Origin of the sequence: Tsuneonella suprasediminis, from assembly GCF_003605755.1 — a bacterium.
Lineage (GTDB): Bacteria > Pseudomonadota > Alphaproteobacteria > Sphingomonadales > Sphingomonadaceae > Tsuneonella > Tsuneonella suprasediminis.
The window spans coordinates 283,568-306,443 of the sequence record NZ_RAHJ01000019.1; the positions used below are offsets into that span (position 1 = coordinate 283,568).

Genomic DNA, 22,876 nt, shown 5'->3' on the forward strand with positions numbered 1-22,876 from the left:
TCCGCCGGCTCCCGTCCGGTGGCGGGAGTTCGCTTGAAAGCTTGCTTTTCTTTATTGGCCGCAGCCTTCGTCTGGTTGACGGGCACGTCGGCAACGCCTGCCGTTCCCCCGGCAAACCCCGTATTGCACGAAACAGGAATTGCATCGCCACCCTCTCCTACCGATGCGCCGATCGCTCTTCTGGTGGATCTGTCATCAGGCCAGACCCTCTTTTCGCGTGACCCGGACCGACGGTTCGTTCCGGCATCTATCACCAAAGTGATGACAGTATTCGTCGCGTTCGAAATGATCGATTCGGGCAAGATCGATCCTGGCCAGACAGTGATGATGAGCAGCGATGCATACAAACACTGGCATGCAGTGGGATCGACCATGTTCCTCAAGGAACATCAAAGGGTTACCGTCGATCAGCTATTGCACGGCATCACTACGGTTTCGGCCAACGATGGCTCTGTCGTTCTGGCAGAGGGACTTGCCGGCAGCACGGAAAAGTGGGTGGCTATGATGAATGCGGCCGCTCGCAGGATCGGGATGAAAGACAGCCATTATGGCCGTCCCAATGGATGGATGGACGATGGTCAGACATTCGTGACGGCACACGATCTGGTGACTCTGGGCGCCGCGCTAATCCTCGATCATCCCGATCTCTATCGCCGGTACTTTGGCCATAGGCGCCTGCGATTTAATGGGTTTGAGCAGGTCAATCACGATCCGATCACCGGTGTGGTGCCCGGTGCCGATGGGATCAAAACCGGTTTCACCAATCAGGCGGGCTATGGCTTTTTGGGAAGCGCGGAGCGTGACGGGCGGCGGCTGATCATGGTTGTCGCAGGCTCTCCAACCGGGCGCGCCCGAAACGAAGCAGCGCGCAGCCTGATCGAATGGGGTTTCGAAGCATTTGGCAGCCAGCCGTTGTTCGCCAAAGGCAGTGTAGTCGGGGAGGCTGCTGTGCAGGATGGCGATAGCCGCCACGTGGCGCTGGTTGCGCCTCAGGCGATCAGCGCGGCGATGCCGCAGGGAACGCGTCCAGATATAAAACTGTCGATCCGTTACGAAGGGCCTTTGCGTGCTCCGATCCGTGCCGGGGAACCGGTTGCCGAACTTGTTATAGAGGCTGCCGGAATGCCCACGTCGCGTGTTCCGTTGACCGCCCGCGACGATGTCGCGCAAGCAAACCTGCTTGATCGCCTGACGAACGGAATAGCGGGAATTCTGTGATGACGCGCGGCTGCTTCATAGCTTTGGAAGGCGGGGAGGGGGCGGGTAAGTCCACTCAGGCCCGTCTGTTGGCCGACGCGATGATATCGCGCGGGACAGATGTCGTGCTGACGCGGGAGCCGGGTGGCACGCCCGGCGCAGAAGCAATCCGTGAACTGCTGCTGCATCCCCCCGGCGAAGGGTGGAAGGCGGAGGCGGAGGCTTTGCTATTTGCCGCGGCCCGGTCCGATCATGTCGCGCGATTGATCCGCCCCGCGCTGGATGCGGGCAAGTGGGTGATATGCGATCGGTTTGTCGATTCCAGTCGCGCCTATCAGGGAGGGGCAGGGGGCATCGGTGACGAGGCGGTGAAAACGCTACACAAGATCGGCAGTGGTGGCCTGACGCCCGATATCACCATTTTGCTCACCGTCGATCCGGCTGCGGTGACACGTCGGCTAAAGGTCCGCGACGGTGACCGGAGCGATGCCATCGGCGGGCGCAGCATTGCCTATCATGCAGCGGTGGCCGAAACCTTTGGCCGGATTGCAGCGGAAAATCCCGATGCGTTCGCGATTATCGATGGCTCGGCCTCCCCGGATGAAGTCCACGCACGAATCCTCTCTGTAATCGAACCTCTGATCGAACGAAGCCAATGACGCTGATCGGTCATGAAGCTGCGTGGCATGAATGGGACGAGGCGCTGGATGGCACCCGGATGCACCACGCATGGCTGTTGGCGGGCAAGAAGGGGCTGGGCAAAATGGCCTTCGCCATGGCCGCCGCGCGCAAGCTGGTGGCAGAGCCAGGCATCCCGCAACCCGACGGGCCGCATCCCGACATAATCGTTCTGACGAACTTGCCAAAAGACGAAAAAGAGGAACGTAAGCGCGAAGAGGGCAAGCCTTACGAGGCGAAGCGCAACATCGCGGTGGATCAGATCCGCCAGATGCAGTCGCGCTTGGTAACCCGGCCCACGCTCGGCAACAGGCGGGCAATCATTATCGATCCGGCCGATGATCTGGAGAAAGGCTCTGCCAACGCCCTGCTGAAAAGTCTGGAAGAACCACCGGCTGGCACCTTCTTCCTGCTGATCGCGCATCGGCCTGCGCGATTGCTGCCAACAATCCGTTCGCGGTGCAGACTGTTACGCTTTCCCGCACTCGACGACGCAGCGATCGGGCGACTGCTGGCGGAAAAAATGCCCGATAGCGATCCGCACACCCGCGAAGCCGCAATCGCGGCTGCCGCAGGATCGCCGGGGGCGGCTCTGGAATTTGTCGCGCAGGATCTCGGTAAGCTCAATGCGCTGATGCAGCAGATTGCCCGGAATGGCGATCGCGACTTCTCCTTGCGTGGTCAGTTGGCCGGTGAAATCGGATCGCGCCCGGATCGCGCCCGGATCGCAGCGGTGCTCGATCTTGCCCGCGCGACGATTGCGGCGCAGGCGAACGATGCACCACCGCTGGCGTTACCGGCCATTGCCGATGCCCATGCGGAGATTGTCCGGCTTGCCGGGCAAGTGCCGACCTATAATTTCGACCCCGGATTACTGGTGATGCATATCGGCGGCTTGCTCGCCGGGGCTGCCGGGGCTAGCGAGCGGACCAATGTCTGAACCATTCTATATCACCACCGCGATCAGCTACCCCAACGGGCGGCCGCATATTGGCCATGCATACGAGGCGATTGCCGCGGATGTCATCGCACGCTTTCAACGTCAGCAGGGGAAGGACGTCCGGTTTCAGACCGGGACGGACGAACACGGCCTGAAAATGGCCCGCAAGGCGGAAGAGCAAGGCCGCACACCGCGTGAACTGGCCGACGAAATGTCGGGCTATTTCCAGCAGATGTGCGATGCTCTTAATGTAAAGTACGATCGCTTTATCCGCACCGTGGAAGCGGATCACCATCGTTCGTGCCAGGCGCTCTGGCGCGCGATGGAGGCGAATGGCGATCTCTATCTTGATCGGTACGAGGGCTGGTACTCGGTCCGCGACGAAGCCTATTACGATGAAAGCGAGCTGGTTGACGGGGAAGGGGGCGAGCGCCTTTCTCCGCAAGGAACCCCGGTTGAATGGACAGTGGAAGAATCGTGGTTCTTCCGCCTGTCGAAATATCAGGAACCTCTGCTGGCGCTGTACCGCGACAATCCGGATTTCATTCAGCCGGACAGCCGCCGGAATGAAATGATTGCTTTTGTTTCTGGTGGCTTGCGTGATCTTTCTGTCAGCCGGACGAGCTTCGACTGGGGGGTTAAAGTCCCCGGCAGCGACACCCATGTGATGTATGTGTGGGTCGATGCGCTGACCAATTACATCACTGGCCTCGGCTATCCCGAAGATACTGAGAATTACCGCAAGTTCTGGCCTGCCAGCCTTCACCTTATCGGTAAGGACATTGTCCGGTTCCACACGGTCTATTGGCCTGCATTTCTGTTGAGTGCGGGCCTGCCATTGCCACAGAAAGTGTTTGGCCACGGCTTCCTGCTTAACCGCGGACAGAAGGAATCGAAATCGCTCGGCAACGTGACCGATCCGCTGGCATTGGCGGATCAGTTCGGCGTGGATACGCTGCGCTATTTCTTCATGCGCGAAGTGAACTTCGGGCAAGATGGCAGCTATTCCCCGGAAGCGATTATTACCAAAACCAATGCCGAACTTGCGAATAGCTTCGGCAATCTGGTTCAGCGCACTTTGTCCATGATTAACAAGAATATGGACGGCATACTTGAACGGTTTGAAACCGCCGGTGAGGATAAGGCGTTGCTGACGATCGTGCAGGATGCCTGCCGTCAGGGCTTGCCACATGCTTTCGAGAGACTGGCGTTTTCGGTTGGGATAGAGAACTGGTTGCGCGCGGTGTACGCCTGCAACCAATATGTCGACGAACAAGCTCCGTGGACTCTGCGGAAGACCGACCCCGAGCGGATGAAGGTCGTCCTGCAAACGCTGTATATCGCCATCCGCGATCTGGCACTGGCGATCCGCCCGGTTATCCCGACTAGGGCCGACGCTGTGCTCCGGCAGCTCGGGGTTGCGGAAGGGCAGGCGGGATCTGCCGATATGCACGACGAAGGCTGGTACAACGCATTGGTTGCATCGGGGCATGTTGTGGCCAAACCGAATCCGGTGTTCCCACGCCTCGAATTGCCTGAAGAAGCCACCGATTGATGTTGATCGATAGCCATTGCCATCTCGAATACGAAGGACTGGTGGACGATCAGCAGGCGGCGCTGGAACGGGCGAGGGCTGCGGGGGTTGGCGGCTTTCTGAATATCTCCACTCGTCAGAGCGAATGGGGCCGGGTGGTCGCCACCGCAGAGCGCGAAAGCGACGTGTGGGCCAGCGTCGGCATCCACCCGCACGAGGCCGATGGCCATGCCGATCTGGGGCGAGAAGTACTGCGGGCCGCCACCAACAATGCCAGAGTGATCGGCATTGGTGAAACGGGGTTGGATTACTACTACGATAAATCCGACCGGCAGGTGCAGCAGGCGCTGTTCCGGATGCATATCGGCGTAGCGCGTGAAACCGGGCTGCCCCTGATTATCCATACCCGCGATGCAGAGGAAGACACAGCAGCCATTCTGAAGGACGAGATGGAGCGGGGGGCTTTTCCCGCGCTGATCCATTGCTTCACTGCGTCGGCGGAATTTGCCCGGATCGTGCTCGATCTGGGTCTGACAATATCGCTGTCTGGTATTGTGACGTTCAGGAACGCCCGCGAACTACAGGAAATTGCAGCAAAACTCCCCGGTGAACGCATGCTGGTGGAAACCGACAGCCCATTTCTGGCGCCGATCCCGCATCGTGGCAAACCGTGTGAGCCAGCGTTCGTGCGCGACACCGCTGCATTTGTCGCGACATTGCGCGGGGAAACGCTCGACCAACTGGCTGAGCGGACGACAGAGAATTTCCACGCGTTGTTCAGGAAGTCGCTGTGAAGCTGCTGATGCTCGGTTCCGGCACATCAACCGGTGTGCCACGGGTCGGGAATGACTGGGGCGCCTGTGACCCTGACGAGCCGCGCAACCGCCGCACCCGCGTTTCGATCATGGTCGAAAACAATGCCGGCAAACGGCTTCTGGTCGATACCTCGACCGATTTGCGGGCGCAGTTGCTCGCACACGAAATCGACTCTCTCGATGCGGTGTTCTGGACGCACGATCACGCCGATCATTGTCACGGCATCGATGATCTGCGGGCGTTGCGCTATGGCCGTGGCGGACCGCTGGCTGGCTTTGCGGCCGACGAAACCGCGCGGCGGTTGCGCCAGCGGTTCGGATATGTGTTCGCAGGCCAGCATGGCTATCACACGATTGTCGAACTGGAGCCGCTCGACCGGCTGCGGATGTGCGCCGGGTTTGGCGTCGAATGGTGCCAGATGCCGCACGGGCCCGCTCAATCGACGGCCTATTTATTCGATGCGGACGGTAAAACAATCGGTTACGCCACGGACTTCAGCGAGATTGTCGACGGCGTAGTGGAAATGTTTCAGGGCGTTGATTTGCTGGTCTGCGATTGCCTGCGCCGCCAGCCGCATCCGACACATGCTCATCTGGCGATGGCGCTGGAACTGGCCGAACGCTGCGGCGCCGGGCAAACTGTGCTGACTCATCTCGATAAAAGCATGGATTACGCGACGCTGTGTGACGAAGTGCCAGATAATGTCACCGTTGGTTACGATGGTCTGGAGATTGTGCTGTGACCGAAGGAAGCTGGATTCAACTGGTGGCGCTGTTCGGCTGGCTGATCCTGGCTGGCAGCGCATTTGCATCTTATCGGCTCAACTGGCGGGAAAGCGTGCGAATGGCATTGCTATGGGCCGGTATTTTCGTGGCAGTGGGACTGGTGTTCTCGCTGGCGATGGGATGAGCGAGAGGGGCCGTCAGGGCGTGAAACCTCGTTCGGCGCGACTTCTCATTTAACATAATATATATTATCACGCCAATAGCTGTAGGGTATCGACAGAACCGTGACCGATCAGATCAGCCGCCTCCTCTCGATTATGGCGACCCTGCGCGATCCGGTGCGCGGTTGCGACTGGGATCGGGCGCAGACGTTTGCCACGATCTCGCCATACACGATCGAAGAAGCTTACGAAGTTTCCGACGCGATCGAGCGTGAGGCGTTCGATGAACTGCGCGGCGAACTGGGCGATTTGCTGTTTCAGGTCGTATTCCACAGTCGGATGGCCGAAGAAGCCGGCCATTTCGCGTTCGAGGATGTCGCTCGCGCTATCTGTGACAAAATGGAGGCGCGCCATCCGCATATCTTTGGCGAGGAAACCGGCCAGATGAGCGAGCGCCGCTGGGAAGACATCAAGGCGGCGGAGCGGCAATCCGATGGCGCAACCAGCGCGATGGACGGTGTGGCACGTGCCCTTCCCGCATTGCTCCGCGCGGAAAAATTGCAGAAACGCGCGGCCCGCCACGGGTTCGACTGGCCCGACCACGATGGCCCGCGGGCAAAGCTGCACGAGGAAATCGACGAACTGACCGCCGCGCCGGAGGAAGAGCAGGTTGAGGAAGCGGGCGATTTGCTGTTCGCGGCCGTCAATCTGGTGCGATCGTATGGCATCGGCGCGGAAGAGGCGCTTCGCGCGGCAAATGCCAAGTTCGAACGACGATATCGGGCGATGGAATATCTGGCAGAGGGGCAGTTCGACAGCCTCTCTCTCGATCAGCAAGAAGCCTTATGGCAGGAAGTCAAACGCGCAGAACGCGGATGAAGTTCGCAGCTTAAAGCGTTTCAAACTGGCCAAATTCTTTGGGGTTGAGCCGCACTGTCAATCGCCGCAACGGACCTTGCGGGCCATTGCCGGCATCAACTTCGCTCAACACTTCGCCATGGGCATGAAGCCAGGCGATCCGGCGTCCCGCACTGGCCGGAATGACCAGTTCATGGACCCGCGCACCGGCAGTGAGGACTTCGCCAAGCCGGGTTAGAAGATCGTCGACACCCTCCCCGGTTACTGCGGAGATCGCCTGCACCATCGGATCGTCTTCTGCCACCGCGCGTAATTCTGCCGCGTCGTCCGGTGGCAGCAGATCGACCTTGTTCCACACCTCCATAATGGGGATGGCCCCTTCCCCGCTCTCGTTTTCGGTAACGCCCAGATCGGCCAGCACTTCCAGCACTTGTGTTTTTTGGGCGGCGGAGGATGGATTGGCGATGTCGCGCACGTGCAGGATCAGGTCGGCCCCGGTTACCTCTTCCAGCGTGGCCCGGAACGCGGCGACGAGCTGGGTCGGCAAATCGGAAATGAACCCGACGGTGTCAGACAGGATCGCCTTTTCAACACCCGGCAGACTGATGGCGCGCATGGTCGGGTCGAGCGTGGCGAAAAGCAGGTCTTCCGCCATGACGTCGGACCCGGTCAACTTATTGAATAAGGTAGATTTCCCGGCATTGGTGTAGCCCACCAGCGCGATCACGGGCCAAGGTGCCCTGCCCCGCCGATCGCGATGCAATGCACGGGTGCGGCGGACCGATTCCAGCTCTTTCCGCAGCCGCGACATGCGCTGGCGGATCATCCGCCGGTCGGCCTCGATCTGGGTCTCACCCGGCCCGCCCAGAAAGCCGAAGCCCCCGCGCTGCCGTTCGAGGTGGGTCCACGAACGGACAAGGCGGCTTTGCTGATAATCGAGGTGGGCAAGCTCGACCTGCAATCGCCCCTCCGCCGTGGCGGCACGTTCGCCAAAGATTTCGAGGATCAGGCCCGTCCGGTCGATCACTTTCCGCTTCAGCTTGTCTTCCAGATTGCGCTGCTGGATCGGGCTGAGCGCGCCGTCGATAACAACCAGTTCCGCCTGTTCCAGTTCGCATTTGGTCAGGATCGAATCGACCTGGCCCGAACCAAACAGCGTGCCCGGCTTCACATCGCGCACAGGCAGCACGAAACCTTCCGCCACGACAATGCCGATGGCGAGAGCAAGCCCGCATGCCTCCTCCAACCGCGCCTCTGCATCGAGATCGTGGTGGCGGCCGCGAATGTCGGGGCACACGACGAGGGCGCGCGCACCGCGCGACACCTCGCCCATCAGGTCGTCATCGAAGCTCAGTCTTCGTCGCCTTCCCACTCTTCCGACAGGTCCACCGCGGTTGCGGGCTGGACGGTCGAGACAGCGTGTTTGTATGCCAGCTGCACATAACCTTCGCGTTCGAGCATAACGCAGAACAGATCGTAAGCGGCAATCACCCCCTGCAACATCACGCCATTGACGAGGAACATCGTCACCTGAACTTCCGCCTCGCGCACGCGGCCCAGGAACACGTCCTGCAACAGGCGTTGCTTACGGTTGGTATCCTGACTGGCGTACTGGCTGGCATCGATCGGCGTGCTTGGCATGATGGTCGAAATCGCGTGTTTGTACACCAGCTGAGACTGGCCGTCGCGACGCAGCAGGATCGAAAAATTATCGAACCACGTGACAATGCCTTGAAGTTTCACACCTTTAACCAGAAACATGGTCACGGGGATTTTGCTCTTCCGCAGGTGATTGAGGAAGGCATCCTGCAAGCTGGTCTGCTTGCCCTGCGGCTCCGGCGCCGGTTCGGGTGCCTTGGGGGGCCGTGGTCGCGCGCTCAATGTGCGGGAGGTTGTCATTATCTTATCTCCTTCTTTTTGGCGCCTGTCCCGATGGAAAGGCGCGATCTGGCCGGCCCGGATTCCGGGCAAAGCCGATGTATCGCGAACGATTATGACGATCCGGCTGCAAATGCCAACCGTTTTGCTGCCACGGCGTTCCCGCAATCCGCGCAGCCGGTCGCCCGCTACTCCTCGCCGCGCCGGTCCGTCAGGCCGAGAAGCTTGAGTTTACGGTGCAATGCAGAGCGCTCCATCCCGATAAAGGTCGCCGTTTTCGAGATATTGCCTGAAAACCGGCGGATCTGAATGGTGAGATATTCGCGTTCGAAACTCTCGCGCGCATCGCGCAGCGGAAGGCCCATCAGCGTGCCGAGGCTGCCCCCACCACCCAGCTTCCCGCCCGACACCTCGCTTGGCAGCATCTCTGCCTCCACCGTGCGGAAATCTTCGCGCGGGGTGAGGATGATCGTGCGCTCGACCACATTGCGAAGCTGGCGGACATTGCCCGGCCAGTCATACGCCTGCAGCGCGGCAATCGCTTCTTCGCTGATGTCGGGCGGATCGATCCCCTGTTCGGCGGCGTAGCGGGTGAAGAAATGTTCCGCCAACGCAGGGATATCGTCGCGGCGCTCCGCCAGCGAAGGGATCGCGACCGGCACGACATTGAGGCGGTAGAACAGATCCTCCCGAAAACGCTTCTCCTCCATTTCCTGTTGCAGATCGCGTGAGGTGGAGGACACCACTCTCACGTCGACACCGATCTGGCGGTTGCCACCGACCCGAACAAAGCTCTGCTCAGTCAGAACGCGGAGGATGCGGGCCTGGGTCGAAAGCGGCATGTCGGCCACTTCGTCCAGATAGAGCGTGCCGCCGTCCGCCATTTCCAGCAATCCCGGCCTGACCAGCTTGCCATCGCTCTCCTCTCCGAAAAGCTCCTGCTCGAACCGTTCCGGCGTGATGCGGGCGGAATTGACGATGACGAATGCGCCATCCGACCGCGTGCTCCATGAATGCAGCAGCCGGGCGGCGACTTCCTTCCCTGCGCCGGCAGGGCCGCTGATAAGCACGCGGCTGCCAGTTCCCGCCACGCGCTTCAATGTCGCGCGGACGACGTTGATGGCAGACGAATTGCCTGTAAATTCCTCTCCGCGCGAAAATCCCTGACGCAGCCGTGTATTCTCACGCCGCAGTCGTTCGGTTTCGGTCGCACGCTGAACCAGCAGCAGCAGCTTTTCCGCTTCGAACGGCTTTTCGATGAAATCCACCGCGCCCCGGCTCACCGCGCTGACGGCGGTGTCGATATTGCCGTGGCCGGAGAAAATCAGCACCGGCAGTTCGGGTTCGCGCTTCTTGATTTCGTCGAGCACTTCCAGCCCGTCCATCGGGCTGCCGTGGAGCCACACGTCGAGCAGGACGAGGCTGGGCCGCCGTTCGTCCACGGCCTTGAGCGCGCTGGTGCTGTCGCCCGCAGTGCGGCATTCGTAGCCTTCGTCGCTCAATACGCCCGCGACCAGTTCGCGGATATCGCGTTCGTCGTCGACGATCAGAATGTCGAGCGCCATGACGCAGTCTCCTTAAATCTTATCATTCTTCTTCCGCCGGCCCGGATATGCGCGGATCGCGCACGAAGCGCATGGTCACCGCCGTGCCGCCGCCGGGCACACTGGAGAATGTCATCTCTCCGCCGTGTTCCTCGACAATCTTGTTGACGATGGCGAGGCCGAGACCGGTGCCCTTGTCACGCGTAGTGACGTAAGGTTCGACGATCCGTTCCCGATCCTGCGGCAGACCGACGCCGTTATCTGTAACGACGATCGTGATCCGATCGTCGGTGGCGGTCACATCGACGGCGATCCGGCCCCGGTAATCCGGCTCTGCCGAACGGGCGCGAGCGTCCACCGCCTCTGCCGCGTTCTTGAGTACGTTGGTCATCGCCTGGCCAAGCTGATGCCGGTCGCACGCTGCCTGCATCGGCCCTTCGGGCTGGCTCGACAGCGAATAGGTAATCTCCGGGTGCCCCACTTCCTGCAGGAACAGAGACTGGCGCACCAGATCGAGCGCGTCTTCGGAACGGAACACCGGCTTGGGCAAGCGCGCGAAGCTGGAGAATTCGTCCACCATTTTCCGCAAATCGCCCACCTGACGAACGATCGTGCTGGTCAGTTCATCGAACAGTTCGCCATCGGTTTCGATCTGCTTGCGGTAACGCCGCTTGAGCCGTTCGGTCGCAAGCTGGATCGGAGTAAGCGGGTTCTTGATTTCGTGCGCGATCCGCCGCGCCACATCCGACCATGCGGCCTGCCGCTGATCGAGCAGCTGGCGCGTGATATCTTCGAACGTAATCACCCGCCCTTCGGGCGCTTCGGCCACTTTCACCGCCAGCGTCAGCAGATCGCCATTCTTGTTATAGCTGACGATCCCGCTCGCCAGACGCGCTTCGATCAGGGCCGCCATTTGCGGGGCCACTTCGTCGAGCGACAAGGGCGTGCCCTCGCCCGTTTCGCCGTTCAGCAACAGCGCCTTGGCCGAACTGTTCATCAGCAGGATGCGCGCATTATCGTCCACCGTGACGATCCCGGCAGTGATCGATTCCAACACCGCTTCGATAAATGCCCGGCGTTCGTCGAGCTGGCGATTGGCGGACACCAGCGCGTCGGTCTGCTTTTCAAGCTGCGATGTCATCCGGTTGAATGCCCGGTTGAGCATCCCGATTTCATCGGTCCCGGTGCGCCCTTCCACCCGCATGGCGAAATTGCCCGCGCCGACCTTTTCGGCAGCATCGACCAGTCGCGTCAGCGGCTTCACCTGACGGTCCGCGATCCGCAAGGCAAACCACACCGCCAGCCCCACCAGAAACAGACTGACGAAAAACAGCGCCAGATTGAACCGCAACTGGATCGTCTGCGCCCGCTTGGTCAACGCGTCATAACCGGTTGCCACTGCCTGCGCGTGGCGCCACTGGCTGAATGCCAGCGCCTGCGTATTGCGCGCGTTGTAGAGGAAAATCCCGGCTTTCAGATCGACCGGAACCATCGCCTCTATCCGGGTCGGGTTGCCGCGCACCACCACCGGCTCCCCCTTTTCGAGGCGGGGCAGCGCGATCTTGGCCAGTTTCTGCGGTTCGTTATCGGGTTGCAGACCGGCAATCGCCGCGGTGCGTAACGAACCGTCGGGCATTCGCTGGAGGATAGCGGATTCGTTCAGTTCGCGCCCCTGTACCTGAAGGATATAGGCGTCCGCGAAATCCGGGTCGGTCAATTTCAGGCTTTCGAGATAATAGCGGATATCCGATGCCATTGTGACGGTGTTGTTCGCCACTTGCAGCTGGTTCTGTTCGTAATACCCCCGCGCCAGAGCATCGGCATTCTGCATCAGGCCGCGCGAATTATCGGAAAACCAGAAATCCACCCCCGACTGGAACAGAACCGCGGCAAAACCGGCGACCAACAAGGTCGGCACAGCGGCGATCAGCGAGAAGAAGAACACCAGCCGCACATGCATCTGCGCGGTGCCACCCGCCGCGCGTCGCAATGCCAGCCGCCTGCCCAACAGGACCAGCAGCGCCATCGCCGGGATCAGTGTTGCGATCAGCAGCAGCGCGACGTTGCCGATGGGCGGTGCCTGATTGGATTCGGGTGCCTGCGAGAACGTCAGCCAGTCGACCCAGACCATCGCGATAGTCGCCAGCGCGGCGATAATTTCCAGAATTCCGAACAGGTTCGCGCGGCCCGCCGCGACAAGCAGCCGTCGCCGCCAGCGCGGACTTTTCTGGGAAGTGTAAGCTGGCAAATCGGCCATCGTTGCTCGCTTACAATAGCACTGTTGCAATTTTGCAAGAAGTTTTCGCTGGTAGGGGCCGGATTCTCGCCCGGCCGCGTGCCTCTCAACGCCCTGTCAGTCGCCGCAAGTGTCGGGATCGATGGCCAGATCGGTCAGCCGTTTTCGCAGAGTATTGCGGTTGATACCGAGGATTCTCGCGGCCTGAACCTGATTGCCGCCGGTCTGCGACAGGACATGTTCGAACAAAGGCCGTTCGATTTCGGCAACCGCCGCATGATAGAGCGTGCCAGAGGGCAATTCGGTCGACCGCAACCAGTCGCCCAGCACCGTGGCGAAACCCGATTCCGCATTCACCGGAGTTGCCTCTCGCGGTTCGCCCAGGACGGACAGGACCGTTTCGCTATCGATCTCCTCGTTCCGTGCCATCAGAGCGAGCCGATAGACGGCGTTCTTCAGTTCCCGGACATTTCCCGGCCACCCGAACCGGCTCAACCGGGCCAGCGCGTCATCGTCGATCTTGTGGCGGGCAAGCCCCTCTGCCGCAGCTTGCGCGAGGAAGTGATTGACCAGCGCGGGAATATCGTCCCGCCGCTCTCTCAACGGCGGCAGAGTGATCGGAACCACGTTCAGCCGGTAATACAGGTCTTCGCGGAAGCGACCGGCGGCGATCATCGGCTCCAGGTCGCGATTGGTCGCTGCGACGATGCGAACATCGGTCGCAATCTCCTGACGCCCGCCGACCCGCCGGATGGCGCCCGATTGCAGCGCCCGCAGCAAACGCGTCTGCGCCTCCAGCGGCATGTCACCGATTTCGTCGAGGAACAGCGTACCGCCATTCGCCTGCTCGAACTTGCCGATGGCCTGACTGACCGCGCCGGTGAACGCGCCTTTCTCGTGACCGAACAGCTCGCTTTCGATCAGCTCGTGCGGGATCGCAGCGGCGTTGACCGCGATAAATGGCCCCGATTTGCGATGGCCAAGCTGATGAATGGCCTCTGCCACCAGCTCCTTGCCCGTACCCGACTCGCCCAGCACCAGAACGGTCAGATCGTTCCGCAGAACGCGGGTAATCATGCGATAGACGCCCTGCATCGCCTGACTGCGCCCGACCAGCGGCAGGCCCCCGTCCTGCTCGCTGGCGTCAGGCGTGTTCAGAACCCCCGATTGCCGGGCGGCCTGCTTCACCGCATGGACGAGTTCATCGAGGTCGAACGGCTTGGGAAAATATTCGAAGGCGGCAATGTCCGTTGCACGCACGGCGGTATCGAGCGTGTTTTGCGCCGACAGCACGATGATCGGCAAGTCGGGATTGTCGGTACGCGCCGGATCGAGGCTGGCGATGCCATCGCCATCTTCCAGCACCACATCGGTCAGCATCGCAGCATAGCGGTGCTGCGCCAGCAACCGATCGCGCCCGACGATGCTCTCAGTACGATCGACGGCGAAGCCCTCTTCTTCCAGCGCGGCAGTAATCACGGTGGCGATCGAGGCGTCGTCTTCGACCAGCAGAATTTTCTGTCCCACGTGCAAGACCCTTTACCTGGCGACCGGAAGATGGACGCGGAAATGAGTGAGGCCCTCACGCTCGTCCCGCTCGTGCGTAATGCGGCCTTCCATGTCCCGCACAAGCCTTCGCACCAGAGCCAGACCGAGCCCCTGCCCGCTCTTTTTGGAGGTAACGAACGGTTCGAACACGAATTCGCGCAGTTTCGGATCAATTCCGGGGCCGTTATCGGTGATTGTCAGTTCAATTGGCAGCCTGACAGACCTTCCGGGGCGAATTGCGTTGAAAATTAAACCACTTATGTAACGCGTACGGACGATAACCTGTGGGTGATCGGTTGCGGCACAGGCATCGCACGCATTGCTGACAAGATTGATAACTACTTGTTCCAGCGCATCTTCATTGCCCATCACGGCCGGCAACGATGGATCGAACTCTTCGCGAATGGGAACAGCGGTGCGATCCGCCGCCCGTACCGTCGAAAGCGCGTTGCGGATGGCGATATGCAGATTCAACGGGGCGTTGGGCTCTGAAGATGCGCTGCCAAGTCTTTGCATTCTATCGATTAATGACGCGATGCGATCGACTTCGTTCGATATCACATTGGCCAGCGGGCGGTCCTTCGGATCGAGTTTCCGGGCCAGCAACTGCCCCGCCCCCCGGATCGCCGCCAGCGGGTTTTTGATCTCATGCGCCAGCACCGCGGGCGCACGCAAACCCGCTTCGCGTGGATCGTCCTCCCCCATGTCATCTTGCCCGGAATCTGAAAGGGTTAGCACGCGCCACCCCTTATGCGCGACCAGCGGGGACAGCGTCAGATTGACTCGCCTTTCCCCCGTCGCAGTCGAAATCGCCACGCTTCGCGCAACCAGTCGCCCCTCCGGCTGCCGCGCATGAGAAGCAACCCGCGGGTCGGGAATTGTCAGGACATCGTATATCGGTTTGCCAACCAGCCGCCGCGCGCTCTGCCCAAGCATATCTTCCGCTGCGGGATTTGCCTCGGCAATCTGCATATCCGGGTCCAGCAAGAACATTGCAAACACCAGCCCGTTGACCTGCGAACGCAAGCTTGGAGGCGGCGCCATAGGCGGTGTCATGCCGCTCTGCGTTCGAAGAAAGGTTCGTAGAACCGGTCGATCTCGCTACGCACTTGCTTGGGATCGTCGATGAAGTTGACTTTGTTGCGGAATTCAGCCGACCCGTGCAACCCTTTCGTGTACCATCCCAGATGCTTACGAGCCATTTTTACGCCGACATCATCTCCGTAATGTTCGAGCATGGCATCATAATGCTCTCGCAGTACCCCGTGCTGTTCCACCAGATCGGGGGCCGCAAGCGCCTCTCCTGTGCGGAGCCAATGCATTATCTGCCCCAGCAGCCACGGTTTGCCATAGGCTCCGCGCCCGATCATCACGCCATCGGCGCCCGATTGCCGCAAGGCCCTGTCAGCATCCTCGATGGTGCAAATATCGCCGTTCACGATGACCGGGATTGAAACCGCCTGCTTCACCTTTTTCACGAAAGCCCAGTCGGCGCTGCCCTTATACATCTGGTTCCGCGTGCGCCCGTGAACCGTTATCATCTTCACGCCCAGATCTTCGGCAATCCGGGCGAGTTCGGGTGCGTTGAGGCTGTTATGATCCCACCCCATCCGCATCTTGACCGTCACAGGGACATCGACTGCCTTGACGGTCGCCTCCATCAGGCGGGTGGCAAGCGGCACTTCCCGCATCAGCGCAGATCCGGCGAGCTGGCCGACAACTTTTCGAACCGGACAACCGAAGTTGATATCGATGATCGCCGCACCACTATCTTCCTGAAGCTTCGCGGCTTCGCCCATTGAATAAGGGTCGCAACCGACAAGCTGCATGGAAACGGGATCTTCGATAGGCGCCCAGGCTGCCTTTTGAATCGACTGGCGTGTTTCGCGGATCGCCGCCTCGCTTGCGATCATTTCGGTCACGTTAAGGCCAGAACCGTACCGACGCACCAGAGCGCGAAAAGGCAAGTCGGTCACACCCGTCATCGGAGCAAGGACGACAGGGGATTCAATTGTCACCGACCCGACCTGAATCGGTTTAAGCGTTAAAGGAGGTGGAGCATTCGTCATATGGCGTGCCTAAAATTTAGGCAGCGCATAGTGGATTGCCCATTTGCGTGCAAGGCGTTAGCGCGATGAGTGATGGCCGAAGCTGCCCCCCTCCCCTCATATGCGGCGATCGTGGTTGCCGCCGGAAAAGGCCATCGTGCCGGCCAGCCAATTCCCAAACAGTTTGTTTTATGGCGAGGCAAACCCGTCGTACGGCATTCGGTTGAAGCTTTTCTCGCCAACGGGGCTGCGCCGGTTATTGTCGTGATCCCGCCCGATTGCGAAGCTCTGGCGGAAGATGCGCTGCGCGGCCTTGATGGTTATCGTCTCGTTTCGGGCGATACCACGCGACAGGAGTCAGTTGCCGCGGGCCTTCAGGCTTTAAGACCTGACAATCCAGAGCGCGTTCTGATCCATGATGCTGCGCGCCCCGACTTACAGCGCCCCGTCATCGAATGGCTTTTACAGGAAATAGCGGATCATCCCGGTGCGATTCCGGTTCTGCCGGTGGTGGACAGCCTGGTTGTCGATGAAGGCCGGACAATGGCTGGTACGGCGGATCGCGACGTGCTCCGTCGGGTGCAGACTCCGCAGGCATTCCGCTACCTCGATATTCTCGATGCCCATGCATCTTGGCAAGGAGAACCCACTGCCGGGGATGACGCACAGGTTTTGCGTGCCAATGGTGGAACGGTCCGCTTGGTCAAAGGGGATGAAAGATTGGCCAAATTGACCTTTGCCGAAGATTTTTTAAGCGCACCTCCCCCCGTGCGTACCGGCACAGGATTCGACGTACACCGGCTGGTCGACGGCGAGGATCTGTGGCTGTGCGGCATACAGATACCGCATATTAGAGGGCTGGCCGGGCACAGCGATGCCGATGTGGCGCTCCATGCTGTTGTCGACGCCTTGCTAGGGGCTGTTGGTGCCGGCGATATTGGCTCCCATTTCCCACCAAGCGATCCGCAATGGCAGGGCGCGCCTTCCTCCCGCTTTGTCGAACACGCTGTCGAGCAGGTTGCTGCGGCCGGATACCGGATCGGCAACATCGATCTTACGCTGATTTGCGAAGAACCGAAAATCGGGCCACACCGCCTTGCCATGCGAGACAAGCTTGCGGAAATTGCGGGCGTGGAAGCCAGCCTGATAAGTGTAAAGGCCACAACGACTGAGCGGCTTGGCTTTACAGGTCGCAGCGAAGGAATCGCTGTGCAAGCAGTCGCGACAGTTTTGGCTTTTTAGAGCCTGTGAAGGGAATTTTTATGAATGTCCGAACCCGGCTGATCGGTGGTGCGGTCGCTTTGATTGCTTTGGCGCAACCGCAAGTCTCGCTGGCGCAGGAATGCATCACCAAGCAAGAAGTTGGCAGTTTGGTGATGTATATGATGCCTGTTGCGATCGACAGCGTGGATCAGGCATGCAGTACCCACCTCTCGCCAGACGGCTTTCTGGCGAGCGGCGCAGCCGGGATGCGAGAGCGTTATGCAGCTATGTCAGATAAAGAATGGCCCAACGCACGACGCGCATTGTTCAAGTTTGCACGGAACGGAAGACCTGCCGAAGCCGATGATCCATTCGACTTCTCGGCCCTTCCGGACGAGGCGGTAAGGCCACTTGCCACTGCCATGTTCGGAACCAAAATTCGCAATGCGATCAAAGTTGACGACTGCGCGAACTATGAAGAAGCCCTGCAGGTTTTTTCACCCATCGAACCGCACGACGTAGCCAGCCTTGTGGCGTTCATTGCATCGGTGGTGAAAGTTGAAAATCCATCGGTTTGTAAGGAGCCGCAGGAATGACCGGATCTGTTTTGCCTGACGAGATTGTCGAACTCGCCCAGAAGGTGGTGGACGAAAATGCTCGTCTCGGGCGCAAAGTGGTCACTGCGGAAAGTTGCACCGGCGGCCTGGTCGCCGCAGCCCTTACTGAGATACCCGGATCTTCCGCTGTCCTCGATCGCGGCTTTGTGACTTATTCAAATCAAGCAAAACAAGAAACGCTTGGTGTATCGAGCGAACTGATCGAAACGTTTGGCGCCGTATCCATCGCATGTGTCTGGGCGATGGCTCAGGGAGCTTTGGCAAAAAGCGGAGCCGATGTGGCGGTGGCAATCAGCGGAGTTGCCGGGCCAGACGGCGGAACCGAGTTGAAACCTGTCGGCACAGTTGTCTTTGCCCGCGCACTTCGCGGCAAAGACGGTGAGCCAGAGGGTGAAATGAAGCTGTTCGACGGACAATCGCGCGGTGAGGTCCGCCGTCAGGCAACGCTCTGCGCGCTCGAACTGTTGTTGCCATAAAGGGCATCGGCGCGAGCTTCGAATGCAGCGACCATTTTGCGAAAGGCGCGATCGAAATACTGGCCAGCCAGTGCCTCGAACATCCTGTTGCGAAATGTGAAATCGACTGCAAAATCGACTTCGCACCCGCCCCCCGGTAAATCCGTGAAAGTCCAGACGTTATCCAGATCCTTCATCGGACCGTCGATATACTGGACCTCTATCCGATGTGGGCGATCTTTGCTCACGCGCGAAGTGAACTTTTCCCGCAATGCCTTGAACCCAACGAGCATGTCGGCAACCATTTCAGTTTCACTGTTTGACCGGATACGCGTGGCAACCACCCAAGGCAGAAATTCGCTGTAATCACCAACGTCAGCGACCAGATCAAACATCTGGGCGGCACTGTAAGGCAGGCGCCGTACTTCGCGAATGCCCGGCATCAGGCCTGCCGCTTGGCCAGTTTTGCTTCGCGGGCTGCTTTCATTTCTGCGAAATCATCACCTGCATGATAGCTTGAGCGGGTCAGCGGAGTGGCTGCTACCTGCAAAAACCCCTTCGCGCGTGCGTTCGATCCATAGGCTGCGAAGGCCTTGGGTTCGACGAACTCCTCCACCTTTGCGTGTTTGGGCGTGGGCTGAAGATATTGTCCCATCGTTATAAAATCGATGTCCGCGCTGCGCATGTCATCCATCACCTGATGAACTTCCAGGCGCGTCTCACCCAATCCAAGCATGATACCGGACTTCGTAAAAATCAGCGGATTATGCGCCTTCACTTCTTCGAGCAAACGCAACGAAGCATAGTACCGCGCACCGGGGCGAATGGTGGGATAAAGTCGCGGAATCGTTTCCAGATTGTGGTTGAACACATCGGGCCCGGCTTCGCAGATTTCCTCAATCGACTGCTTCATCCTTCCGCGAAAATCGGGAGTCAGAATTTCAATCGTTGTGTCCGGTGTCTCGCGCCGCAAAGCCTTGATGACTTTCACGAACTGGCCTGCCCCGCGATCGGGCAGATCGTCGCGGTCGACGCTGGTGATAACGATATGCGCCAATCCCATCTCCGCCGCGGCGATTGCGGTGTTTTCCGGCTCAAACGGATCGACTGGCATCGGCATGCCGGTCTTGATGTTGCAAAACCGACATGCCCGGGTGCAAGTGTCGCCCAGAATCATGACTGTCGCATGCTTCTTGGTCCAGCATTCGCCAATATTCGGACACGCCGCTTCCTCGCAAACCGTATGCAAGCTGAGATCGCGCATCAGTTTACGCGTTTCGTTGTACCCCTTGCTGGTGGGGGCCTTAACGCGAATCCAGTCTGGCTTGCGCTGACGTTCCGGGCGAGGTGCGGATGAAAGGTCGTTCATGACCGTGCACTTAGTATCGGGGCTTGCCAGAGGCAATGCCATGCGGCAATCCAACACGCGATGAATACAAAGCCGTCCCTAGAACTCGCAAGCCTCATAGAGGGTTACCGTCGCTTTCGTGCCAATGGGTGGAACCCACGGCGCGAACGATGGGCCGCATTACGCGAAGGGCAGGAGCCGCGCGTAATGGTTATCGCCTGCTCCGACAGCAGAGTCGATCCGGCGCAAATTTTCGATGTCGATCCGGGGCAGATTTTCGTCGTTCGCAATGTCGCCGCGATGGTTCCTCCGTTCGAAACCAGTCCCGGACATCACGGTGTTTCTGCGGCTTTGGAATTTGCCGTGCAGGTTCTGAGAGTTCGCGAAATTGTGGTAATGGGTCATGGAATGTGCGGCGGGTGCAAGGCGGCATTGACACAGGAACTGGCTGGGACCGAACCCGGCAAAGGTGGCTTTATCGCCGACTGGATCGAACTTCTCGATGGCGCACGCGAAGAAGTGGTGCACAAGCACGGCACCCAAGGGCGCGAAGCAGAAAAAGCGATGGAATTGGCCGGGGTGAAGGTTAGCCTAGCCAACCTGCGAACTTTTCCTTGTGTTTCTGAACTGGAAAGCCGGGGTAAGCTCACTTTGCGTGGAGCATTCTTTGCGATTTCCGATGGGCTGTTGCACGTGCTGGATGAGGAAAGTGGAGAGTTCTCGCCGGTCGAATAACGGCGATCCAAGGTTGCGGACCTGCTTCATCCGGCCCATTTAACCGGCTATGACTTCAGAAAACCTCAAGAATATCGCCCTGCTGATCGACGCCGACAACACCACGCCCGCGGGCATCGATCCAGTGTTGACGGTGATGGCCGAACTGGGCCAGGTCAATATCAGACGCGCCTACGGCAATTTCGCCAAGCAGGGTTTGTCCAAATGGGATCGAATCACCAATAAATATGGCATTCGGCCACAACAGCAATTCGATGTATCGAAAGGCAAGAACGCCACCGATATGGCAATGACGATCGACGCGATCGACTTACTTTATCAGGGCAAGGTCGATGGCTTCGGCATCATGAGTTCAGATAGCGATTTTACGCCGCTGGTCACACGATTACGTCAGGATGGTATCGTTGTGTACGGCTTTGGCGGTGCAAAAACGCCGGATGCATTCAAGTCGGTTTGCACACGATTCATCGATATCGATCAGTTGATCCGTAACGCGAAGGAAGATGAAAAGACAGCTAACCCGGCAGCGGCAGCTGACGCTGACTTGCTCGATCTGATCGGCGCTGCCTACAAAGAGGCGAAGCGGGACGACGAAGGCTTCGCTCGCCTCCAGCAAGTCGGTCAGATCGCCGGCAACCGTTCAAGCTTCGACGTTCGAAACTACGGGTTCAAGAACCTTTCCGACCTGTTCCGCTCGCTCGACAATTACAAGGTTGAGCGGCGTGATGATGGGCAGTTGTGGGTCAAACGTCTACGTTGAATGTCAGCGCGTTTATTCATACGCTAGCCGATTATCCTGACGACGGGCCCTCGTAAAAAGAGAACGCGGCGCCAACCCTGAATGGTCGCGCCGCGTCTCTGATTTTGGCAATGTTTCAGGTGGGATTACTGATTATTGCCCGCAGTCGCGCCGCCAGCCTTTTGTTTGGCGTAGATCGACCACAGATATGCAATCGGCTGACGCTCGCCCTGCACCTTCGCAAAAGTCTGCTGTGCCTCTGCATACTTGCCTTGGTCGGCGAGAGCGATACCAAGGCGTGTCAATACACGCGGGGTGTCGACACCGGGCTTGTCTAAAGCGCGCTTGTAATAACCTTCCGCCTTGGCAGCCTCGCCATAGCTAAGGAACGCATCGCCAGCGGCATTGATGGTGGCGAGAGAAGCACCAGCTTTATCGGCATCGCTCGCGAGAGACGGCAAGCTCGATTTGTCCGCTGAGAGGCGGGAAGTAGCGATCGACTTCGCTTCCGAAACGGTAACATCGCTTGCCGAGAGTTGGCCTGCGGCGATACCTGCATCAATAACTTTCAGCGTTTCACCTGGCAGGCGACGGGCGTCTGCGGCAGTGAAATATTCAACGTAATCCCGAGAGTTACGCAACGAATTCGTCCGCATGGAGAGACGCATCAGATCAAGAAGCGACTGACCTTCAAAATCGTAGAAATTGCGTTCGATAGCGATCGCGTCTCCCCAGCTGTTCACCGAAGGAAAAAGCTCCGCGTAAAGCCCGGCATATTTGAGAGCAGACTCTTTCAGGTCGCCTTCATAAGACATCGCCACGGCGCGCTTGATCCATGCCTCAGGCACTGCTTCGCCAGCCTGCTGCTTCTTGGAAATCGCCAGTTGGAGAGCGTCGATACCCTTCTGCGGTTGCTTCTGCGCGAACCACGATTCTGCGATCAGAAGTTCAGGATCGCCTTTGTTATTGCCGGCATCGATCGACTGCTGCGCACGAGAAATCGCCGCATTCCAGTCTTTCGCCTGATACGCGAGTTGCGATGCAGCAAACAGGTTGGTCGCCAGCGATTCAGCGGGCGTTTTGCCGCTGTCGAGCATCATATCGAGGCCCTTGCGCTGAGTGGCGAGATCTTTTGCCTTCGTTCCGACCGAATAGGTGATCTGGCCGGCAACGAAGTTGTCATCCGGCGTTTTGGCCATGGCAACCACCTGAGGCAGTTCGGCCTGAAGCGTGGCAATGTCCGTGCTATCGTCCTGCAGCTTTTGAGCGAAGGGTTGATAGGCGCCAACAAATTCCTTCGAATAATTGGCCTTCGGCGCGCTTTCTTTTTCTTTCTTCTTGGCCGCAAAAGCCGGCGTGGCAGTTGCCGTCAAACCGAAGGCTGCGCCGGTGGTAAGGGCGATAGCCATAGCAAGGCGTGAGGCGGGGCGGCGGATGGAATGCAAGGGCATCGATGTGATCTCCCAGGAGGTAATTAGAGTGAGTGGTTGACCCGGCCAAAATGGCACGGGCTTCGGTCTCGCAGTGCTACTGCCGTGTCGAATGGAACATTGCAAACCCGATATCGATCCTCGCGTGAATGCGCTTTGAACGCAGTTGATGCCCTTGAGTCAGAA

The 22,876-nt window shown here is 59.3% G+C and carries 23 protein-coding genes; 13 read left to right on the top strand and 10 right to left on the bottom strand.

Translation table 11 applies throughout. The annotated features are described in order from the left end of the window. The first annotated feature begins 18 nt into the window (after positions 1-18). The 8 genes from D6858_RS11250 to mazG all read left to right on the top strand — a co-directional run bounded on the left by D6858_RS11250 (position 19) and on the right by mazG (position 6,930). Entirely contained in the window at positions 19-1,218 is a 1,200-nt protein-coding gene (locus D6858_RS11250) for a D-alanyl-D-alanine carboxypeptidase family protein (RefSeq protein WP_276308690.1), read from the top strand. Then, positions 1,218-1,856, top strand: coding sequence for a dTMP kinase (tmk, locus tag D6858_RS11255; RefSeq protein WP_120110243.1), 639 nt, complete (start codon positions 1,218-1,220; stop codon positions 1,854-1,856). The genes D6858_RS11250 and tmk overlap by 1 nt, the downstream gene beginning before the upstream one ends. Continuing rightward, positions 1,853-2,815, top strand: a complete 963-nt coding sequence (locus D6858_RS11260) for a DNA polymerase III subunit delta' (RefSeq protein WP_120110247.1) — start codon at positions 1,853-1,855, stop codon at positions 2,813-2,815. Before tmk ends, D6858_RS11260 begins: the two co-directional genes overlap by 4 nt. Continuing rightward, positions 2,808-4,370 carry a methionine--tRNA ligase gene (gene metG / locus D6858_RS11265; protein ID WP_120110251.1) on the top strand — a complete coding sequence of 521 codons (1,563 nt, stop codon included), beginning with the start codon at positions 2,808-2,810 and terminating at the stop codon, positions 4,368-4,370. The genes D6858_RS11260 and metG overlap by 8 nt, the downstream gene beginning before the upstream one ends. Then, entirely contained in the window at positions 4,370-5,143 is a 774-nt protein-coding gene (locus D6858_RS11270; RefSeq protein WP_120110255.1) for a TatD family hydrolase, read from the top strand. Before metG ends, D6858_RS11270 begins: the two co-directional genes overlap by 1 nt. Continuing rightward, positions 5,140-5,907: an MBL fold metallo-hydrolase gene (locus D6858_RS11275; RefSeq protein WP_120110259.1), complete on the top strand. Its 768-nt coding sequence runs from the start codon at positions 5,140-5,142 to the stop codon at positions 5,905-5,907. Before D6858_RS11270 ends, D6858_RS11275 begins: the two co-directional genes overlap by 4 nt. Next, positions 5,904-6,074, top strand: a complete 171-nt coding sequence (locus tag D6858_RS15870) for a hypothetical protein (RefSeq protein WP_165859697.1) — start codon at positions 5,904-5,906, stop codon at positions 6,072-6,074. Before D6858_RS11275 ends, D6858_RS15870 begins: the two co-directional genes overlap by 4 nt. Positions 6,075-6,174: 100 nt before the next feature. Then, positions 6,175-6,930, top strand: coding sequence for a nucleoside triphosphate pyrophosphohydrolase (mazG, locus tag D6858_RS11280; protein WP_120110263.1), 756 nt, complete (start codon positions 6,175-6,177; stop codon positions 6,928-6,930). A 10-nt stretch (positions 6,931-6,940) separates the two neighbouring features. Here mazG and hflX read toward each other — a convergent pair whose 3' ends face one another. The 7 genes from hflX to dusB form a co-directional block, all read right to left on the bottom strand. Beyond that, the gene (gene hflX / locus D6858_RS11285; RefSeq protein ID WP_120110266.1) at positions 6,941-8,242 is read right to left on the bottom strand and encodes a GTPase HflX; all 1,302 of its coding nucleotides are present in this window, start codon (positions 8,240-8,242) and stop codon (positions 6,941-6,943) included. A gap of 17 nt (positions 8,243-8,259) precedes the next feature. After that, positions 8,260-8,808 carry an RNA chaperone Hfq gene (gene hfq / locus D6858_RS11290; RefSeq protein WP_120110745.1) on the bottom strand — a complete coding sequence of 183 codons (549 nt, stop codon included), beginning with the start codon at positions 8,806-8,808 and terminating at the stop codon, positions 8,260-8,262. A 167-nt stretch (positions 8,809-8,975) separates the two neighbouring features. Further along, positions 8,976-10,352, bottom strand: coding sequence for a nitrogen assimilation response regulator NtrX (ntrX, locus tag D6858_RS11295; RefSeq protein ID WP_102154091.1), 1,377 nt, complete (start codon positions 10,350-10,352; stop codon positions 8,976-8,978). Between the two features lie 22 nt (positions 10,353-10,374). Then, on the bottom strand, positions 10,375-12,588 hold the full coding sequence (locus D6858_RS11300) for a sensor histidine kinase (protein WP_120110270.1): 2,214 nt from the start codon (positions 12,586-12,588) through the stop codon (positions 10,375-10,377). A 96-nt stretch (positions 12,589-12,684) separates the two neighbouring features. Then, positions 12,685-14,094, bottom strand: a complete 1,410-nt coding sequence (locus D6858_RS11305) for a sigma-54-dependent transcriptional regulator (protein ID WP_120110747.1) — start codon at positions 14,092-14,094, stop codon at positions 12,685-12,687. Positions 14,095-14,106: 12 nt separating this feature from the next. Then, positions 14,107-15,171, bottom strand: coding sequence for a two-component system sensor histidine kinase NtrB (locus tag D6858_RS11310; RefSeq protein WP_225081501.1), 1,065 nt, complete (start codon positions 15,169-15,171; stop codon positions 14,107-14,109). Beyond that, the gene (gene dusB / locus D6858_RS11315) at positions 15,168-16,184 is read right to left on the bottom strand and encodes a tRNA dihydrouridine synthase DusB (protein ID WP_120110278.1); all 1,017 of its coding nucleotides are present in this window, start codon (positions 16,182-16,184) and stop codon (positions 15,168-15,170) included. The genes D6858_RS11310 and dusB overlap by 4 nt, the downstream gene beginning before the upstream one ends. Positions 16,185-16,256: 72 nt before the next feature. Here dusB and D6858_RS11320 point away from each other — a divergent pair, with 72 nt between their 5' ends. From D6858_RS11320 to D6858_RS11330, 3 genes are read left to right on the top strand one after another with little or no spacing between them, the layout of a single operon-like run. After that, positions 16,257-17,405, top strand: coding sequence for a bifunctional 2-C-methyl-D-erythritol 4-phosphate cytidylyltransferase/2-C-methyl-D-erythritol 2,4-cyclodiphosphate synthase (locus tag D6858_RS11320; RefSeq protein WP_120110282.1), 1,149 nt, complete (start codon positions 16,257-16,259; stop codon positions 17,403-17,405). A 20-nt stretch (positions 17,406-17,425) separates the two neighbouring features. After that, entirely contained in the window at positions 17,426-17,962 is a 537-nt protein-coding gene (locus D6858_RS11325) for a hypothetical protein (protein ID WP_120110286.1), read from the top strand. After that, positions 17,959-18,459 carry a CinA family protein gene (locus D6858_RS11330; protein WP_120110290.1) on the top strand — a complete coding sequence of 167 codons (501 nt, stop codon included), beginning with the start codon at positions 17,959-17,961 and terminating at the stop codon, positions 18,457-18,459. Before D6858_RS11325 ends, D6858_RS11330 begins: the two co-directional genes overlap by 4 nt. On the opposite strand, the gene D6858_RS11335 is transcribed toward D6858_RS11330, so the two are convergent. Beyond that, positions 18,420-18,881: a type II toxin-antitoxin system RatA family toxin gene (locus D6858_RS11335; protein WP_120110294.1), complete on the bottom strand. Its 462-nt coding sequence runs from the start codon at positions 18,879-18,881 to the stop codon at positions 18,420-18,422. The genes D6858_RS11330 and D6858_RS11335 overlap by 40 nt on opposite strands. Beyond that, complete coding sequence (gene lipA / locus D6858_RS11340; protein WP_120110297.1) at positions 18,881-19,807, bottom strand: lipoyl synthase; 927 nt, start codon at positions 19,805-19,807, stop codon at positions 18,881-18,883. The genes D6858_RS11335 and lipA overlap by 1 nt, the downstream gene beginning before the upstream one ends. Positions 19,808-19,867: 60 nt before the next feature. Here lipA and D6858_RS11345 point away from each other — a divergent pair, with 60 nt between their 5' ends. Then, positions 19,868-20,521, top strand: a complete 654-nt coding sequence (locus D6858_RS11345) for a carbonic anhydrase (RefSeq protein WP_120110301.1) — start codon at positions 19,868-19,870, stop codon at positions 20,519-20,521. Between the two features lie 49 nt (positions 20,522-20,570). Further along, positions 20,571-21,281, top strand: a complete 711-nt coding sequence (locus D6858_RS11350; protein ID WP_120110305.1) for an NYN domain-containing protein — start codon at positions 20,571-20,573, stop codon at positions 21,279-21,281. A 125-nt stretch (positions 21,282-21,406) separates the two neighbouring features. Here D6858_RS11350 and D6858_RS11355 read toward each other — a convergent pair whose 3' ends face one another. Continuing rightward, positions 21,407-22,816, bottom strand: coding sequence for a hypothetical protein (locus tag D6858_RS11355; protein ID WP_133305282.1), 1,410 nt, complete (start codon positions 22,814-22,816; stop codon positions 21,407-21,409). Positions 22,817-22,876: the final 60 nt, after the last annotated feature.